The sequence below is a fragment of the Cupriavidus taiwanensis LMG 19424 genome (assembly GCF_000069785.1).
Classification (GTDB): Bacteria; Pseudomonadota; Gammaproteobacteria; order Burkholderiales; family Burkholderiaceae; genus Cupriavidus; species Cupriavidus taiwanensis.
Map to the genome: position 1 here is coordinate 954,163 of NC_010528.1, position 17,601 is coordinate 971,763.

Annotated in this window: 15 protein-coding genes and 3 tRNA genes; 8 read left to right on the forward strand and 10 right to left on the reverse strand. The window is 64.0% G+C overall.

Features of this window, described 5'->3' with window-relative positions; translation table 11 throughout:
* Positions 1-367 precede the first annotated feature (367 nt).
* The 4 genes from RALTA_RS04435 to RALTA_RS04455 form a co-directional block, all read right to left on the reverse strand.
* Positions 368-895 carry an ImmA/IrrE family metallo-endopeptidase gene (locus tag RALTA_RS04435; RefSeq protein WP_012352238.1) on the reverse strand — a complete coding sequence of 176 codons (528 nt, stop codon included), beginning with the start codon at positions 893-895 and terminating at the stop codon, positions 368-370.
* Positions 895-1,269, reverse strand: coding sequence for a helix-turn-helix domain-containing protein (locus tag RALTA_RS04440; protein ID WP_012352239.1), 375 nt, complete (start codon positions 1,267-1,269; stop codon positions 895-897). Before RALTA_RS04440 ends, RALTA_RS04435 begins: the two co-directional genes overlap by 1 nt.
* Positions 1,270-4,134: 2,865 nt before the next feature.
* The gene (locus RALTA_RS04450; protein WP_012352243.1) at positions 4,135-5,391 is read right to left on the reverse strand and encodes a tyrosine-type recombinase/integrase; all 1,257 of its coding nucleotides are present in this window, start codon (positions 5,389-5,391) and stop codon (positions 4,135-4,137) included.
* 149 nt (positions 5,392-5,540) lie between these two features.
* Positions 5,541-5,630, reverse strand: a tRNA-Ser gene (locus tag RALTA_RS04455).
* Positions 5,631-5,917: 287 nt separating this feature from the next.
* On the opposite strand from RALTA_RS04455, the gene RALTA_RS04460 reads away from it, so the two are divergent.
* A complete protein-coding gene (locus RALTA_RS04460; RefSeq protein ID WP_012352244.1) occupies positions 5,918-6,436 on the forward strand; it encodes an outer membrane lipoprotein in 519 nt (172 codons plus the stop codon).
* A 78-nt stretch (positions 6,437-6,514) separates the two neighbouring features.
* Here the strand turns inward: RALTA_RS04460 and hemW are convergent, their stop codons facing one another.
* The 5 genes from hemW to RALTA_RS04485 all read right to left on the reverse strand — a co-directional run bounded on the left by hemW (position 6,515) and on the right by RALTA_RS04485 (position 11,241).
* Complete coding sequence (gene hemW / locus RALTA_RS04465) at positions 6,515-7,747, reverse strand: radical SAM family heme chaperone HemW (RefSeq protein WP_012352245.1); 1,233 nt, start codon at positions 7,745-7,747, stop codon at positions 6,515-6,517.
* Positions 7,744-8,361, reverse strand: a complete 618-nt coding sequence (gene rdgB / locus RALTA_RS04470) for an RdgB/HAM1 family non-canonical purine NTP pyrophosphatase (protein ID WP_012352246.1) — start codon at positions 8,359-8,361, stop codon at positions 7,744-7,746. The genes hemW and rdgB overlap by 4 nt, the downstream gene beginning before the upstream one ends.
* A 15-nt stretch (positions 8,362-8,376) precedes the next feature.
* Positions 8,377-9,096: a ribonuclease PH gene (gene rph / locus RALTA_RS04475; RefSeq protein WP_012352247.1), complete on the reverse strand. Its 720-nt coding sequence runs from the start codon at positions 9,094-9,096 to the stop codon at positions 8,377-8,379.
* Between the two features lie 103 nt (positions 9,097-9,199).
* Positions 9,200-10,114, reverse strand: coding sequence for a PP2C family protein-serine/threonine phosphatase (locus RALTA_RS04480; RefSeq protein ID WP_012352248.1), 915 nt, complete (start codon positions 10,112-10,114; stop codon positions 9,200-9,202).
* A 74-nt stretch (positions 10,115-10,188) separates the two neighbouring features.
* Positions 10,189-11,241 (reverse strand): serine/threonine protein kinase, encoded by a 1,053-nt coding sequence (locus RALTA_RS04485; RefSeq protein WP_012352249.1) that lies wholly within the window; start codon positions 11,239-11,241, stop codon positions 10,189-10,191.
* A gap of 213 nt (positions 11,242-11,454) precedes the next feature.
* On the opposite strand from RALTA_RS04485, the gene RALTA_RS04490 reads away from it, so the two are divergent.
* From RALTA_RS04490 to RALTA_RS04505, 4 genes are all read left to right on the forward strand, one after another.
* Positions 11,455-12,390 carry a YicC/YloC family endoribonuclease gene (locus RALTA_RS04490; protein ID WP_012352250.1) on the forward strand — a complete coding sequence of 312 codons (936 nt, stop codon included), beginning with the start codon at positions 11,455-11,457 and terminating at the stop codon, positions 12,388-12,390.
* A gap of 31 nt (positions 12,391-12,421) precedes the next feature.
* On the forward strand, positions 12,422-13,084 hold the full coding sequence (gene gmk, locus RALTA_RS04495; RefSeq protein WP_012352251.1) for a guanylate kinase: 663 nt from the start codon (positions 12,422-12,424) through the stop codon (positions 13,082-13,084).
* 105 nt (positions 13,085-13,189) lie between these two features.
* Entirely contained in the window at positions 13,190-13,393 is a 204-nt protein-coding gene (gene rpoZ / locus RALTA_RS04500; RefSeq protein WP_006578656.1) for a DNA-directed RNA polymerase subunit omega, read from the forward strand.
* An 82-nt stretch (positions 13,394-13,475) separates the two neighbouring features.
* Entirely contained in the window at positions 13,476-16,013 is a 2,538-nt protein-coding gene (locus RALTA_RS04505; protein WP_012352252.1) for a RelA/SpoT family protein, read from the forward strand.
* 86 nt (positions 16,014-16,099) lie between these two features.
* On the opposite strand, the gene greB is transcribed toward RALTA_RS04505, so the two are convergent.
* Complete coding sequence (gene greB / locus RALTA_RS04510) at positions 16,100-16,663, reverse strand: transcription elongation factor GreB (protein WP_012352253.1); 564 nt, start codon at positions 16,661-16,663, stop codon at positions 16,100-16,102.
* Positions 16,664-16,819: 156 nt separating this feature from the next.
* Between greB and RALTA_RS04515 the strand changes: the two genes are divergently transcribed.
* The 3 genes from RALTA_RS04515 (at position 16,820) to RALTA_RS04525 (ending at position 17,552) form a co-directional block, all read left to right on the forward strand.
* Positions 16,820-16,896, forward strand: a tRNA-Arg gene (locus RALTA_RS04515).
* Positions 16,897-17,074: 178 nt separating this feature from the next.
* Positions 17,075-17,335, forward strand: coding sequence for a hypothetical protein (locus RALTA_RS04520; protein WP_012352254.1), 261 nt, complete (start codon positions 17,075-17,077; stop codon positions 17,333-17,335).
* Positions 17,336-17,476: 141 nt separating this feature from the next.
* Positions 17,477-17,552 (forward strand) — tRNA-Met (locus RALTA_RS04525).
* Positions 17,553-17,601 lie beyond the last annotated feature (49 nt).

Here is a 17,601-nt window from a genome sequence, read left to right on the forward strand (position 1 = left end):
TCCTAAGTTCGAGTGTTCCCGCCCCGGTCGGCAACGCCTACCGGGAGCGGCATAGCTGCAATTGATTTGCTTATCGCTTAGTGCGGAGCGCTGCGCAGGTGGGAACACACAAACTCAGGACGGCCGAACCGAACCCTCGTGTATGCGCACACACGTACGACTTTGGGACGCTGGTTCAGAATGAACATGACGTAACCCTCCGTAGTGATCTCGCCTCGAGGTGGAACTTAGGCCTTGATTGATCCGATATCCCTGCATAGAATACCGGTCGCACACAATCATATGCTCTAAGAGAAGGTCGGAGGCTCTTGTTCGACTTTCTTTTCCCAGAAGCGCCTTGCGAGCTGCAACTCACAAGAGCGCTTTTTTATTTCCCCTTCGCGTACAGTCCAAGCTGATACACGGCAGCGTCCAAAGAAACGCCACACTGGCGCGCTACATCAATTGCGCTCATGCCGTTCACGAGGTGCTTCGGCACAAGCAATTCACCCTGAAAGCACTTGGCCTGCCACTCGGGATCCTCGTAGGACTTCAACTCCCCACCGAAATGGCGATGTAGCGCCGGGGACCGCGCATGCATGAGGTAGTGGCCTGCTTCATGCGCAACGGTTCCGCGATCTCGGCCCTCATCCTCATAGGCCCGGTAGTAGATATCCTCCCGGATCTTGATCGCTACATCGTCTCCATCTCTAGTGGTCAGGCCGTGGGAAGATCCCAGCTCCTCGAACTCGACCACCTCGAAGGTGTAGTTCTTGTCCAGTTGTGGCAATGCATGCTCCACGAACTCGAGGACCGGGAACCAAAGCCTGTGAGCTAAGCCCAGCTCCTTCCTAAGCTCATAGGCAGCCTCCCGGATATCACCCCTGCTTAGCGGCGTTGCTTTGAAACTGTGCATTATTTGCCGTCTCCTCGCCGCTTGAGCAACAGCATCGCCTGCTTAAGGCTAGCAAGTTGATCATCTGAGAGGTCTCCGAACTGCCGCGCCAGAGCAACTGCCGCGCTCCGTCGTTCCTCGCTCTGATTTGCCAGGTCGATCGTGACACTACGTGCAGAGGCATCAATCGCGGACTGCATTTGGCTCACAGCTGCCGGCGGCAGCTTATAGGCGTCGGTGAGAGATTTTGTCCAGGTCGGTGGGATGCTTTTCTTGCCGGTTTCAACTGCCGACAGGAACGCAGCGGACACGCCCAGCTTGTCGGCCATGTCCTTCATGAGTTCTGTGTGTTGGTGCCGCAATTCCCGAAGGAAGCGGCCGAAGCTAGTCAGCATGGGAATCCCCTTGTTTCTGGATGCTATTTAACCACTGCAGGTTGATTTAGTCAACCTCTGTTGGTTAAGCATAAGAGAGCCGAGGGGAAATTGCCAGCGGCGTGAAGGCGCTACCTCGCCCGCCCCCGACTAGGCACAGACACACGCCGCAACGTACATAGAACGCATCGCGCAATGCCTTGGTGGCTCAGAGCCAGCCTGGCATGCCAACCCGAGGCGCGCGGGATGCCACCCCGGCCGTGCCTTAGCCCACGGCGCGCGGTGGAGACCCCGCCTCACCCGCCCGCTTCATCGGGTGGTTTTTATGCGGGTGCATAAAGCCTAGCCCCGCGCCTGTGCTGGCATCCTTGGCGGAAGGGCCCCTGCACCGACTTATGCGGATTTATGCATTTGGCCATTCCAGTGAGCCGCCATCGGGGACTTTCCTGACGCCTCCGTCCGCCTAGCCTTTCACCGGGCCCGGCGCGCGATCGGCAAGTTCAGAACCAGGCGGGGGTAGGGAAAAAGGTAACCTCGGTAACCAATCCCGAAAACCGAAGCTAAATCTTTGATTTTTAAGGGGGAAGATGGTTACCTCGGAAAGGTAATCTGAGGTAACCATAAAGGTAACCTCCCGATAAGTCATTGATTTCATTGGAAATCGGTCTCCATCGAGGTTACCTTTGGAAAGGGTAATCTGGTTACCCTAAAGTTACCCCAATGTTACCTTTTGGCTGAACCCCGGAACGCCTTATCCCACAAGGCTTTGCGGGCTGTTTTCGCGCTGAGGTTACCGAGGTTACCTTTTTCCCGACCCCTCACGAATTTTAGCCCCGCCCTCTAGATATACTGTGTTTTTATACAGTATCGCTCCATGACGGACGAAAGAGATCCCGAAGCTCACAGCAGCATTCTTGGGCGCAAGACTTGGCCGAAAGCGACCAGGCAGACTCGCGGCCGCGGCGCATGGCTGGGCACCACTTCCGCCGCGGTTGACCCCGACATAGATGCGCGCCATGTACCAGCGCAACCGGACCCCCGAGGTTCGGGCGCTGTTGTGGGAGATTGCGTGGCTGCAGCGCACCGTGTAGCCCAGTTTGCGGCATGCTTTCTGGTATACGACGGCATGATGAACAGAACGGTGCCGGGTGGTGCTCGGCGCGAAGGCGTGCTGTGACATCATCTTCCACGTGCCACGGCGCCGACACCACCCATTCAGGTCATAATTCCCTCAGCGCCCTTTGGAAGTAGCGATGTTATGAATTCACCACGCCGGGTTCCCGCTCCTCATCCGCTCCGGACAGAACGGCTTACGAAGTCGCAATACCTTCGTGAAGCGCGTAACGCATGCCTCAGTCTCAGTGTGCCGCCTGGCATCATAGGGCCGTACAAGGCTCGATCACTGAACTGGAACGCGAACACGTACTACTACGTCTTTGGCCAGGAGCTTGCCGGGCCCCCTCGGCTCATTGAGGTTTTTCGGGTGAACGGAAACGGCGAGCTGTACCCCGTGCCCGCCTTTCAATACCCGGAACCATTCAAGGAACTGTTCCCCACTGATTACGCCATCTTGTATAGCGACGATCCGTGGGACGGTGCTTTTCCCCCAGCCAAGAGAAGCGAAGTATTCGAGGGAGATTGAGTGGCTTAGCAGGGCAGCGATCGCTACGCCAACTTGACGCGCTCGCCGCCCGGCCCTAGGTTTTTCCTTTGTCGGACTGCGCCGGATAGCGACAGCCGCTCGGCGGGCGGAGACTAGCCGCATCAACAGACAGGAGACAGCCATGCCAGGCAAGATCGTCTACGTCTGCCCGCTGGCGATCAAGGCTCATACGCGAACGTCTAGACTGTTCAGGGAGCGCTGTTCCAGCGGCGTGGTTCGCAGGACATCGGAACATGATACGACGTTGAAAAGGACTTGCACTCCTGCTGTTGGCGGAGATCTACATCAACAGACCGCCCTTCCTCTACCCTACAAAGGCGGGGCGGCATTCTGGGAGCGTGCTTCCTACTATTTGCATCAGATTCGAGGGGCAGTGACTGCGGTAGCCGTACTGGGCCCTGGCCTATGCAGCCAGGGCCTTTTCATTTGGCGGCTTAGATCCTCCCCGCGTAGGGGCATCCGCCGTTTTCCTGAAGGAGTCTTTAATGTCGGAATCAAACACTTTGTCCGAAACGCCCACCTGGTCCTATGAAGAGGTTACGGCTGTGACGGAGGACTCTATCCGTTTCCTCCTCGAGAAATCGGACAAGGACATCGGGATGGGACGTCGGGACGAGTGGGTTGCATATGGGCTGTATCTCGGCTGGTCAAAGCTGACCGCAGGACGAAGGAAGCCTGAGGATGACAAGCGATTGCACGAACTCACCCGACGCTTCAGGGATGCAGGCGAGTAGCAAACTCTCTGTCCCCCGCAATGCGGCCGTTACGGGGCTCCTTTCATCCAAAGGTTCTCACCCAATTGTGGTATAAAGTTAAGAGCATATATATACTCTTGGCGTGCGCAACTCATGATGCTCACATCCCGTTGAACCCTCGGTCCCCCGAGGGTTTTTTTTGGGGCGGGCGCGCTGTTGGCAAAGCGAACGATGACCGCCTTACCGGCCGAAGTGGTCGTCTGTGAGGCGGTTATTCGACTGCACCTAAATTGCACCTATGGTGGGCTGGATCGGCCTTTGGTGACTTTGTTCGACCTTGGTTTTGCAGTTTGCGACTTGCGCAAGGCGTTGATTTATAAAGCGTCTTAATTTGTCACCAAAACTCCGAAGGTTGTGCTCGCTCGACGGTGCCGGTAGCCCTATCGGTTGATCAGTTTTGAGAATCGGGAAAGGCCCAACCACATCTGTATCCTGTGCCGTCGTCAAGATATTTCACTGGGGCGCTGCTCAGCAACTCCCATCAGTTGCCCACAGAGGCGGCATGGTGCCCAGCGGGATAACAGCTGCTGCTTGGCCGGAGCAGTAGTGCGCCCAGTCCCTCATCATTTTGCGCCGGCGCTCAAGCATGTCGCCCCGACGGTAGGCCGCTTCGCTTTCGTTCTGGATTGCGTGGGCCAGCGCCATTTCTGCAAGCGAGTCCGCATATTCTGTGCAGTCGGCCACCCAATCCCGGAAGGTCGAGCGGAAGCCGTGCACGGTGACATGTCCGTAGCCCATTCGCTCAAGCAGCTTAAGCATGGCCATGTTAGAGAGCGGCTTCCCCTTCTTCCGGCCCGGATAGAGCCAGCCGTCTCGCGCGCCAGGCAATGCTGCCTCAACCAGCTCGACGAGGCGATCGGTCATTGGCACACGTAGGGGCAATTCCATCTTCATGCGTTCGCCCGGTACAGTCCAGACGCGATAACGCATGTCGAATTCCTCGGGTCTCGCAAATTGGACCTCCTGCGTGCGCACAACCGTCAGGATCAGGTGCTCGAGCATGCGAGCGGCAGTCCCGCGCTGCTCGCGTAGTTCCTTCATAAAGCTGGGGATTTCCTGCCACGGTAGCGCTGGGTGATGCTTGATCTTTTTGCGCCGATTCTGTTTGGGGAGCAGCTTGTCGAGGTGGCCCCGCCAGCGTGCCGGATTCTCGCCCTCGCGGTGTCCAAGCGCCTTTTCGGCATCGAGTATGCATTCGAGGCGCCCACGCAGTCGGAACGCTGTTTCGCGCTTCTTGATCCAGATCGGCTGCAGCACCTGCACGATCATAGCCGTGTCGATGTCGCGCACGTCTTGATCACCAAGGATTGGGGCTGCGTAGGTGGCGATCGTGTTTGTCCATTGCTGGGCGTGCTTCTCGTTCTTCCACCCGGCACGATGCTTGGCGATGTAGTCGGCCGCTGCAGCCTTGAATAGGCGCGGTCCGGACAATTCGAGCATGCGTTGCCGCTGCTTGCACTTCCGCGCCTCAATGGGATCGACTCCATCTCGAAGAAGGTCTCGGCATTTTGCGGCTTCTGCGCGCGCTGCAGCCAGCGAGACGGAAGCCAGGGGGCCCAGTCCCATTTCGCGCGACCGGCCGCGCAGCGTGAACTTAAAGATCCAGGAGCGCGAGCCAGACTCAGAGATCTGGAAATAGAGGTTGCCGCCGTCCGGGTAATGCCCCGGTACATCCAGCTTGCCGATCTTCAGCGCCGTGAGCCGATGCAGTTGCCGTGTTGCCACTTCCTACCCCCGTTTTCACCCCTATTCAATGGTCGGATTGTGTCGGAGCGGTGTGGAGGCGGCAAGAAGAAAAATACCCCCAAAATCGCGCCCCTATTGGGTTTCCGGGTGATTCGCTGGAGGGTATCGGAACGCGGTGGAATGAGAAATGGCGGAAGCGGTGAGATTCGAACTCACGGATGGGTCACCCCATCGGCAGTTTTCAAGACTGCTGCCTTAAACCACTCGGCCACGCTTCCGTAAAAGTGCGGGCATTGTAGCGCGAAGGGCGGGGCCTCCGGCGCAGTGCCGCATGCAGACGCAACGGTCTGGCCGCGCATTATACAAGGCCCGCGCGTCCTGATGGGGACTTGCCTCGCGGCATGGGCGCAGCCCGCAAATTTCCGGCCACATCTTGCGCATCGCTGTCGGGCGCTGTCTGACACGGCGGAACCTTCATATCGCGCCATCGCTCATATGGTCGTACCGGGCACTGCGGTGTGTGCCGCATCCCCGGCATTCGCCTGGCAACAGAGGAGAACTCAAAATGCGCAAAATACGAACCCCTAGCAAGACATGGCTGATCGTTCCGGTGGCCGCGGCGGCTGCACTGGCCGGTTGTGCGGCGCCGTACAACAGCGGCTACGACCAGGGCTACAACACCGGCTACAACGCGCCGCCGCCGGGTTACCAGACCCCGCACACTTCGCAGGCACCGTCGGGCGCCGTCTACTATGGCCGTGTCGAGTCGATCGAACCGGTCACCACCACGCAGGGCAGCTCGGGCCTGCTGGGCACCGTGATCGGCGGCGCCGCGGGCGGCCTGCTGGGCCACCAGATCGGCGGCGGGCGCGGCCAGACCGCGGCGACCATCGGCGGTGCCGTGGTCGGTGCCGTGGCCGGCAACCAGATCGAGAAGCGCGCGGGCAGCAATACGCAGACGGTCTATCGCGTGAACGTGCGGCTCGATGACGGCCGCCTCGCCACGGTAACGCAGTCCAACGTCGGCAGCCTGCAGGTCGGCATGCGCGCGCGCGTGGCCAACGACATGGCTACGCCGTACTAAGCGGCCCGGAACGTTTGCCAGATGCAAAAGGCCACGCGCTTGCGTGGCCTTTTTTTTCGTTGCCGGCGCCGCGGCCGCTCAGTCCTTCAGGAACATCTCCTGCAGGTCGTTGAGGAAGCGCCGGCCCAGTTCGGTGGGGCGGATGGTGGTCAGGTCCGCTTCCAGCAAGCCTTTTTTCTCGGCCTCGGCCAGCTGCTTGCTGATGGTGTGGAGCGGCAGCCCGGTATAGTCCTGGAAGCTCGAGGCCGGCACCCCGTCGGTCAGGCGCAGCGCGTTGAGCATGAACTCGAACGGCAGCTCGTCGGCGCCGACGTCGCGCGCTTCCTGTACCGCGTTGCCCGCCATGGCCTGCGCCATGTAGGTGGCCGGATGCTTGTGCCGCATCTGGCGCAGCACGCGCTGCGGAAACGACAGCTTGCCGTGCGCGCCGGCGCCGATGCCGAGGTAGTCGCCGAAGCGCCAGTAGTTCAGGTTGTGGCGCGCCTCGCGATGGGGCCTGGCATACGCCGAGGTCTCATAGTGCCGGTAGCCCGCCGCTGCGGTGCGCGCTTCGATCCAGTCCTGCATCTCGTACGCCGTGTCGTCGTCCGGCAGCGCCGGCGGGAACTTCGCGAACAGCGTGTTCGGCTCCAGCGTCAGGTGGTACAGCGACAGATGGGTGGTGCCGTAGCCCAGCGCGGTTTCCACGTCGGCCTGGCATTCCTGCAGCGTCTGGCCGGGCAGGGCGTACATCAGGTCCAGGTTGATGTTGTCGAAGCTGGCCTGGGCGATGTCGATGGCGCGGCGCGCTTCGGTGCCGCCGTGGATGCGTCCCAGGGCCTGCAGGTGCCGGTCGTTGAAGCTCTGGATGCCGATGGATAGCCGGTTGATGCCGCTGGCGCGGTAGCTGGCGAATTTCTCGGCTTCAAAGGTGCCGGGATTGGCCTCCATCGTGATCTCGGCATCGGCGTCGAGCGGCAGCAGGGCGCGGATATCCGACAGCAGCCGGTCCATGCCAGCCGCCGACAGCAGGCTGGGCGTGCCGCCGCCGATAAAGACGGTATGCACGGGGCGGCCCCATACCAGCGGTAGCGATTGCTCCAGGTCGGCGCGCAGCGCGTCCAGGTAGAGGTCTTCGGGGATCTCGTGGTTGTCGGCGCCGGGCGCGGCGTGCGAGTTGAAATCGCAGTAAGGGCATTTGCGCACGCACCACGGCACATGCACGTACAGCGACAGCGGCGGCGAACCGGGCAGGCTGATCTGCCCCGGCTTGAGCCAGAGCTGCTTGCTGTCCACGGGCACGGACGCGGAGGCCGGTACGATCGGGATCATCGCAGGGGACGCTCCGCGGCCTCGGCCTGCAGCCGGGCCACCAGGGCGCGCAGCGCCTGGGCCCGGTGGCTGACGCGGTTCTTCTCTTCGGGCGGCAGCTCGGCGGCGGTCTTGCCCAGCGCCGGCAGCAGGAAGTGCGGGTCATAGCCGAAGCCGCCCGCGCCGCGCGGCGCGTCGACGACCTCGCCATGCCACACGCCCTCGGCGATGATCGGGCACGGGTCTTCGGCGTGGCGCACGAACACCAGCACGCAGTAGTAGTACGCGTGGCGGTTCAGCTTGCCGGCCAGCTGCGACACCAGGTAGGCGTTGTTGGCGGTGTCGGACCTGGCCTGTCCCGCCATCTGCGCATAGCGCGCGGAATAGACGCCGGGCGCGCCGTCGAGCGCCTGCACGCAGATGCCGGAGTCGTCGGCCAGCGCGGGCAGGCCAGCGAGGCGGCTGGCATGGCGGGCCTTGGCCAGCGCGTTCTCGACAAAGGTGGCGAAGGGCTCTTCGGCCTCGGGGATGCCGAGCTCGCCCTGCGTCACCACGTCAAAGCCGAGCGGGGCCAGCAGCGCGCCGAATTCGCGCAGCTTGCCGGGGTTGTTGGAGGCCAGTACCAGGCGTCGCATGGCGGGCTCCGCGGCTCAGGCCAGGCCCAGCGCTTCGCGCTGGTACTGCACCAGGCGGGCGATGCCGGCTTCGGCCAGACGCGTCATGGCGTCGAGGTCGGCGCGGCTGAAGGGCGCGCCTTCGGCGGTGCCCTGCACTTCGACAAAGCCGCCGCTGCCGGTCATGACCACGTTCATGTCGGTGTCGCAGTTGCTGTCCTCGGCGTAGTCCAGGTCCAGCACCGGCACGCCGTCGACCATGCCGACGGAGACCGCCGCGACATGGTCGCGGATCGGGCTGGCGGCGATCAGGCCGTCGCGCAGCATGGTCGCGACCGCGTCGTGGGCGGCGACAAAGGCGCCGGTGATGGCCGCGGTGCGGGTGCCGCCGTCGGCCTGCAGCACGTCGCAGTCGAGGTGGAGCGTGTATTCGCCCAGCGCCGCCAGGTCGAACACCGAGCGCATGGCGCGGCCGATCAGGCGCTGGATTTCCTGGGTGCGGCCGGTCTGCTTGCCGCGCGCGGCCTCGCGGTCGGAACGCGTATGCGTGGCGCGCGGCAGCATGCCGTATTCGGCCGTGACCCAGCCTTCGCCGCTGCCCTTCTTGTGCGGCGGCACCTTGGCCAGCACGCTGGCGGTGCACAGCACCTTGGTATCGCCAAAGGCGCACAGCACGGAGCCTTCGGCGTGGCGGGTGTAGTGGCGGGTAAGGCTGATGGAACGCAGCGCATCGGCTGCGCGGCCGCTGGGTCGCATGAGATGGTTTGTCCGCAAGGGGTAGAGGGAGAGAGACCGCGATTCTACCGCTGCCGGCCCGTGCGCGCTGGCGCGCCGCCGCGGGCCGGACCCCGCGGGGCCATCACCGCATCAGGTTGCTGGTCTTGTCGATGGCGGCGCGGATCTCGGCGATGGAGCGCTCGATCTCTTCCTCGGACAGCAGGTCGCTGTCGGTGCCGTTGCGCTCCAGGATCGAGGTGGTGAAGGCATTGAGCGGCAGGGTGTCGGTCATCACCGCATCCTGGCCGGCGGTGCTGGTGTCCAGCTCCCACATCATGGCGATGCCGGTGGTGTTGTCGGCACCCTCGCCGGCCTGCTGCAGCGCCTGGTCGATCAGCGCCGGCACCGCCTGCACCACCGACAGCCGCGACAGCTTGTCGACCATCGCTGGCTCGTCCAGCGGTCCCCACAGGCCGTCGGAGCAGAGCAGGGCGACGTCGCCCGGTTCCAGCCGCACCGGCCCGCCCAGGTCGATCAGCGGCAGGTTGGGCGAGCCCAGGCAGTTGTAGAGCTTGTTGCGCTCCGGATGATTGGCCACGTCCATCGGCAGCACGCGTTCCTGCTGCAGCAGGTTTTCGATCTTGGAGTGGTCGCGCGTGCGCGTCAGCAGCCGGCCCTTGCGCAGCAGGTAATAGCGCGAATCGCCGGCATGGGCCCAGTGGATCTGGCCGTGCTGCACCAGGCAGCAGACCACCGTGGTGCGGGGCACGTCGGCCATCTGGTTGGCTTCGGCATGGCGGTGGATTTCGCGGTGCGCCAGCATGATGGTGTCCTGCAGGAATTCGGCCGGGTTGCGCACCGCGGGCCGTGCCTGCAACTGGAACTGGCGCGCCAGCGTCTGCAGCGCCTGTTGCGCGGCGACTTCGCCGTGGGCATGGCCGCCCAGGCCGTCGGCCAGCACCATCAGCAGTGCATCGCGCGTGAAGCAATAGCCCATGCGGTCCTGGTTGATGCGGCGGCCGCCTTTCCTGCTTTCCTGGTAGACAGAGAATCGCATGTTGGCTGGTTGGGTGTCTTGTGGTTCGATGGCCCGGCCGCCCGCGGGAAGAAGCAGGGGCCGGGTTTTGTGATTCAGTCGACGCTTGCGCCGGGTGCCGGCTGGTCACGCCGGCGCAGCAGCGTCAGGAAGCGCGATGTCGCGGGCGTCTTTTCCGGCGCGGCCGGGGCGGCAGCCGGCGCCTGGGTGGGCGGGCACAGTGCCTGCTCGCCCAGCGCGTTGGTCTGCTCGCGCAGTTCCTTCTGCAGCCGGAACACGCTCTGCGGGCGGCCGGAGGGCTCCAGCCGCAGGCACCACTCGACCAGGTCGACCAGGCCGTTGGTGTAGCTGCTGCGCAGCCGGATCAGCGCCTCGCCCATGCGGTCGTCCTTCTCGCGCTGGTTGGCTTCCTGCGGCGGCAGCCCGGCCATGCAGGCATAGAGCGTCGCGCCCAGGCTGTAGATATCGGTCCACGGGCCCAGGTCGGAATGCTTGCCGTACAGTTCCGGCGCGGCGAAGCCGGGCGTGTACATCGGCTGGAAGCGTGCCGCCTCCATGGTCAGGGTCTGCCGCGCGGCGCCGAAATCCAGCAGGATGGGGGACTCGTCCTCGCGTAGATAGATGTTGCCGGGCTTGATATCCAGGTGCAGCAGCTTGTGGATATGCACTTCGCGCAGGCCGCTCATCAGGTCGTGGAAGACCTTGCGGATGAAATGCTCGCGCAGCACCTTGGCGCGGCCCTGCTGCCGGGCCGCCAGCACATGCTCCTGCAGCGTCTTGCCCAGCTCGTAGTTCATCACCATGTAGACGGTGGCGTTCTCGCGGAAGAAGTTCACCACGCGCACCACGCTGGGATGGGAAATGCGGGCCAGCGAGCGGCCCTCTTCGAAGAAGTACTTCAGGCCCAGGCGGAACGCGGCGGCGTTTTCCTCGGGCACCACGGGGATCAGTTCGCCCGGGTTGCGCCGCGCCAGCGACGACGGCAGGTACTCCTTGATGGCGACCGGCGCGCCGGTTTCGTCGGTGGCCAGGTAGACGAAACTGAACCCCCCGCTGGCCAACTTCTTTACAATACGATAGTTGGACAGCAGCGTGCCGACGGGCAGCGGTGCACTCTTCGGTTGTGGCGTGCCCTTTGGCTCTGTCATGGGAATAGGACCGGAGTTGTCCCTGCGGATTTGCCTCCGGATTGTCCGGGCTAATCGGTCACTTGTAAAGAACACAAATACGGGCGTTATTGCCCCCCTTTCAACGTTTTGAGGGCGCCCCCCAAAGGCCTGGCCGCGCGCGGGCCGGGCGGGCGTCCGCTGGCCAGCCGCGGCCCCGCTTGCGGGTAGCGGCGCCAATCACGAGAACAACCAATGATCCACAGCATGACAGGCTATGGCCTGGCGACGCGCCAGGCGCCATTGACCAACGCGCAGGGCGAGCCCAGCGGGCGCACCGCGTCCGTCTCGGTGGAATTCCGCACTGTCAATTCGCGTTTCCTCGACCTGTTGTTCCGGGCGCCGGAGGAGTGCCGCGCGTTCGAGCCGGCATTGCGCGAGATGCTGATGGCCGCGCTGTCGCGCGGCAAGCTGGAATGCCGCATCAACCTGCAGCGCACCGATGCGGGCGGCGCCACGCTGGCGCTGAACGACGGACTGCTGGCGCAGATCCGCGCGCTGGAGGCCACCGTGGCCGGCACCTTCAGCAACGCCGGCACCCTGCGCATGGGCGAGATCCTGCGCTGGCCGGGCGTGCTGGTCGAGCCGGAGCTGTCGCAGGAGGCGCTACGCGACGCCGTGCTCGGCGCCGCGCGCGAGGCGCTGGACCAGTTGCTGGAAGCGCGCCGCCGCGAGGGCGATGCGCTCAAGGCCACGCTGACGGAGCGCATCGATGCCATGCTGGCGATCGTCGAGCGCCTGACCCCGACCATCCCGCAACTGATCGCGCATCACCAGGAAAAGCTGACGGAGCGGCTGCAGGAAGCGTTCAACCTGGCCGCGCCCAACGGCATGCCGTCGATGAGCCGCGACGAGATCGCCGAGCGCATCCGGCAGGAAGCCACGGTCTACGGCATCCGCATCGATATCGCCGAAGAATTGTCGCGACTGCAGGCGCACCTGAATGAAACGCGCCATATCCTGAAGAAGGGCGGCCAGGTGGGCAAGCGCCTGGACTTCATGATGCAGGAGCTCAACCGCGAGGCCAACACGCTGGGCTCCAAGGCAGCCGCCAAGGAACTGGCCGATGCCTCGATGGAGCTCAAGCTGCTGATCGAGCAGATGCGCGAGCAGGTCCAGAACCTCGAATAACGACAGTCCCAGGAATCACCAGAGAATCATCATGAGCCCAACGTCTCAAACTGCGCCTCACACGGCCATCGACACCGTCTACCCCGGCAACCTCTTCATGGTGGTGGCACCCTCGGGCGCGGGCAAGTCGACGCTGGTCAACGCGCTGCTGGCGCAGGACCCGGCCATCCGCCTGTCGATCTCGCACACCACGCGCGCGCCGCGCCCGGGCGAAGAGGACGGCCGCGAGTACCACTTCGTCACGGTAGACGCCTTCCGCGCGGCGCGCGACCGCGGCGACTTCCTGGAATGGGCCGAGGTGCACGGCAACTACTACGCGACCTCGCGCGTGTGGATCGAGCAGCAGATGGCGCAGGGCAACGACGTGCTGCTGGAAATCGACTGGCAGGGCGCGCAGCAGGTGCACCAGCGCTTTTCCAACGCGGTGGAGATCTTCATCCTGCCGCCGTCGCTGACCGCGCTGGAAGAGCGCCTGAAGAAGCGGGGCCAGGACGAGCCTAACGTGATCGTGCGCCGGCTGCTGGCAGCGGGCAGTGAAATGGCGCACGCGTCGGAGTCGGACTACGTGATCATCAACGAGGTGTTCGACGATGCGCTGGAGCAGTTGCGCAACGTCGTCAACGCTACGCGGCTGCGGTTTTCCTCGCAGAAGGCGCGGCACGCGGAGCTGTTCATCGAGCTTGGCATCCACTGAAACGGCGCCTGCCGATGACAGCCGCGCGGGGCGCCGACGGCGTTTCCCGCCGCGTGCTGTAAAATAGCTACCCAACACAAGGTTTTGTCCCAAGGTGGATTTGATATGGCGCGTATTACCGTCGAAGATTGTCTGAAACACATTCCGAATCGTTTCGAGCTCGCGCTGGCGGCCACGTACCGTGCGCGCCAGCTGGTGCAGGGCCACACGCCCAAGGTCGAAGCGAAGGACAAGCCGACCGTGGTGGCACTGCGCGAAATCGCGTCGGGCCAGGTCGGCATCGAGATGCTGAAAAAGGTCCCGACCTGATCGACCAGGCGGCCCATGGCTCATCTTCGCATCGTGCCAGCACTGTTCCAGGCTCCCCAGCCGGATTTCACGGGCCGCCGCCATGCCATCGCCGCATCCGCCCTCCAAGCCTCCATCCCAGCCGTCGCCGACCGCCGTCGTGCCGGCGCCTGGCGATGCGGCCCTGCCCGCGGCGCGTAAGCGCACCATTCCGGGCCAGTCTTCCGTGAACGCGCGCACCGGCGCTCCCAATCTTCCCGATCCGCTCGGCGACGATGTCGTCGGCGAGCGCGCCGTCGCGCCCGCGCTGGCGCCCGGCAAGACGCGGGGCGCCACCGTGCAGGACGAACTGGCCGCGGCGCAGCAAGTGGCGCCGCCGGCAGCCGACAGCCTGTTTATCGATGCAGTGCTGGCGCAGTCATACCGGCACTTCTTCGGCCCGACCTCGCAGCCGGCGGTGCCGCCGCGCCAGCAGGTCATCTCCATCACCCGGCTGATGGAGAAGCTCGCGTACCTGAAGGCGCCTGACCTGGCGCGCGTGCGCGAGGCCTTCCAGTTTTCCGACGAGGCCCACCTGGGCCAGTACCGCCAGAGCGGCGAACCCTACATCACCCACCCGGTGGCGGTGGCCGAGCTGTGCGCGGACTGGAAGCTGGACGTGCAGTCCATCATGGCGGCGCTGCTGCACGACGTGATGGAGGACCAGGGCATTACCAAGAGCGAGCTGGCCGAAAAATTCGGCCCCAAGGTCGCCGAACTGGTCGATGGACTGACCAAGCTGGACAAGCTCGAGTTCCAGAGCCGCGAGCAGGCGCAGGCGGAGAGCTTCCGCAAGATGCTGCTGGCGATGGCGCGCGACGTGCGCGTGATCCTGGTGAAGCTGGCCGACCGTACGCACAACATGCGCACGCTCGACTTCGTGCCGCCGGAGAAGCGCCGCCGCATCGCGCTCGAGACCATGGAGATCTATGCGCCGATCGCGCACCGTCTCGGTCTCAATACGATTTACCGCGAGCTGCAGGAACTGTCGTTCAAGGTCGGCTCGCCGTTCCGCTACGCCACGCTCGAAAAAGCCGTCAAGGCCGCGCGCGGCAACCGGCGCGAGGTGGTCAAGCGCATCCTCGAGGCCGCGCAGAAGGCGCTGGCCGATGCCGGCATCGTCGCCGAACTGTCGGGCCGCGAGAAGACGCTGTACAGCATCTACCGCAAGATGCACGACAAGCAGCTGTCGTTCTCGCAGGTGCTGGACGTGTACGGTTTCCGCGTGGTGGTGGAAACGCAGATGCACTGCTACATGGCGATGGGCGCGCTGCACGGCCTGTACAAGCCGATGCCCGGCAAGTTCAAGGACTACATCGCGATCCCCAAGATCAACGGCTACCAGTCGCTGCATACCACGCTGGTCGGGCCGTTCGGCACGCCGGTGGAGTTCCAGATCCGCACGCGCGACATGCATCAGATCGCCGAGGCCGGTGTGGCCGCGCACTGGATGTACAAGCACCAGGCCGACCACGCCAACGATATCCAGCAGCAGGCGCACCAGTGGCTGCAGTCGCTGCTCGATATCCAAAGCCAGACCGGCGATTCGCAGGAATTTCTCGAGCACGTCAAGATCGACCTGTTCCCCGACGCGGTCTACGTGTTCACGCCCAAGGGCCATATCCGCGCGCTGCCGCGCGGCGCCACCGCGCTGGACTTTGCCTACGCGGTGCACAGCGACCTGGGCAACCAGTGCGTCGCGGTCAAGATCAACAACGAGATGTTGCCGCTGCGCACCGAGCTCAAGAGCGGCGATATCGTCGAGGTGGTGACGGCGCCTTACTCCAAGCCGAACCCCGCCTGGCTGTCGTTCGTGCGCACCGGCAAGGCGCGCGCGGCGATCCGCCACTACCTGAAGACCACCAAGCTGGACGAAGCCATCCAGCTGGGCGAGCGCCTGCTGGAGCAGTCGGCGCGCCAGCTCGGCATCGAGCTCAAGGCGGTGCCGCAGTCGGTGTGGGACCGCATGATCCAGTGGACCGGCAACAAGCAGCGCGAGGACATCTTCGCCGACCTGGCGCTGGGCCGGCGCGTGCCGGCGGTGGTGGCCAAGCGCATGGAGATCCTGCTGCAGGAGCTGTCCGGCGATGTCGACAGCGCGCTGCTCGCGGCGGTGCAGACCTTCGCCGGCGAGGAAGCGCCCGCGGTGCCGATCACCGGCGACGAGGGCATGTCGATGATCTTCTCGGCCTGCTGCCGCCCGATCCCGGGCGATTCCATCGTCGGCTACCTCGGCAAGGGCGAGGGGCTGCAGATCCACGTGCAGGATTGCAAGGTGGCCAAGCGCCTGCACAGCAAGGATCCGGAGCACTGGATCGACGTGATGTGGGCCAAGAAGACCACGCGCGCCTTCGATGTGTCGATCAAGGTGATGGTGCGCAACGTCAAGGGCATCGTCGCGCGCGTGGCGGCGGACCTGACCGCCGCCGATGCCAACGTCGCCCACGTGGCGATGGAGCAGCAGGACGCCGGCCACCAGGAAGCCACCTACATGCAGTTCATCATCCAGGTGCAGAACCGCCTGCACCTGGCCAACGTGATGCGCGGGCTGCGCCGCAACCCCGACGTGATCCGCATCTTCCGCGACCGCAACGACAGCTAGGCGGTCGCTTCAGCGGCGGCCCCGCGGCGTGGTGCGGCATTGCCGGGCGAATGCCCCGCCAAGGCCCGCGCCAGAACGCGTGCCCCTTATTGCTTCTTCGCGGGGTAGCGCACTTCCAGGATATCGATCTGCTCGACGCCGGCCGGCGTGCGCAACGCCACGGTATCGCCTTCGCGCGCCTTGAGCAGCGCCTTGGCGATCGGCGAGATCCAGCTGACGTGGTTGTGGTCGAGATCGACCTCGTCCATGCCGACGATGGTGATGGTGGTCTCTTCGCCCGATGCATGCGCGTAGGTGACGGTGGCGCCAAAGAAGATCTGGTCGTTGTCGCCCTGCAGGGACGGGTCGACCACTTCGGCCTTGTCCAGGCGGCGCGTCAGGAAGCGGATGCGGCGGTCGATCTCGCGCAGGCGCTTCTTGCCATAGAGATAGTCGCCGTTCTCGGAGCGGTCGCCGTTCGACGCTGCCCACGACACGATCTGTACCACGTCGGGCCGCTCGACATCGATCAGCTGCATCAGCTCGTTGCGCAGGCGCGCATAGCCTTCAGCGGTGATGTAGTTCTTGGTGCCGGGAGGCAGCGGCGCTGCGCCTTCGGGGAGATCGTCGTCCTCGTCGCCAGAGGACTCTTTGACAAATGCCTTGTTCATGGTCCGGATCACTTCTTCAGTCTGTCATTATAGGAAAAGCCGCCTGGCGGACCGTCCCGCGAGCGGGGCGGCATAGCCCCTCCCAATAAAGATCGCAAAAAAGTTGGAAGGGGGCTTCACAAAAACGAAAACTGAGTTATAATCTTTTTCTCGCGTGCGGCTGTAGCTCAGTTGGATAGAGTACTTGGCTACGAACCAAGGGGTCGTGGGTTCGAATCCTGCCAGCCGCGCCACCTATGCAGAAAGAAAAGGGCTTCCGGAAACGGAAGCCCTTTTTTATTGTCGCTCCGTTTCCAGTCTCGCGTTCTCGTTGCGATCCGGGTCGGCATCCGTGTCGGCGTGTTATGCCTTGCGGTCACGCGTGGCGCCTCCTAGTCTCGAAGACAGATCACTGAATCGGGAGTCGGGCGCATGGACAACGCAGACTGGCGCGTCGAGGCGTATCGCGGCATGGACGTCTACGTCCTGGTGTCGCCGCAGGGGCCGGACAGCATCGGCCGCTGGGGTTATGAGGTGCGCGTGTCGCAGGAAGGTGCCGATCCGGCGGACGCGGGCGATACCGAACTGCTCGCGAGCGGGCCCCAGCAGTTTGCCACGCGCCATGCGGCCGAAGTGGCTGCGTTTGGCGCGGGCTATGCACTGGTCGATCGCCTGCTGGGACCTGCCGAGTAAGTGCGGCAGGTTTGCCGCGCGCAGCGGTTTATATCACGCCGTGATGTATAGGCTTGCCGGCAGCAAAGCGCAATCCGATGCCAGGGCGCAAATAGTGCTTGCCATGGGTCGCTGAATCACCCATAATCCATCTCCTTCAGACGCGGGGTGGAGCAGTTGGCAGCTCGTCGGGCTCATAACCCGAAGGTCGCAGGTTCAAGTCCTGCCCCCGCAACCAACACCTTAGCCGTCGTGGCATTCACGGCGTCTTGCCAAAGGCCGACCGG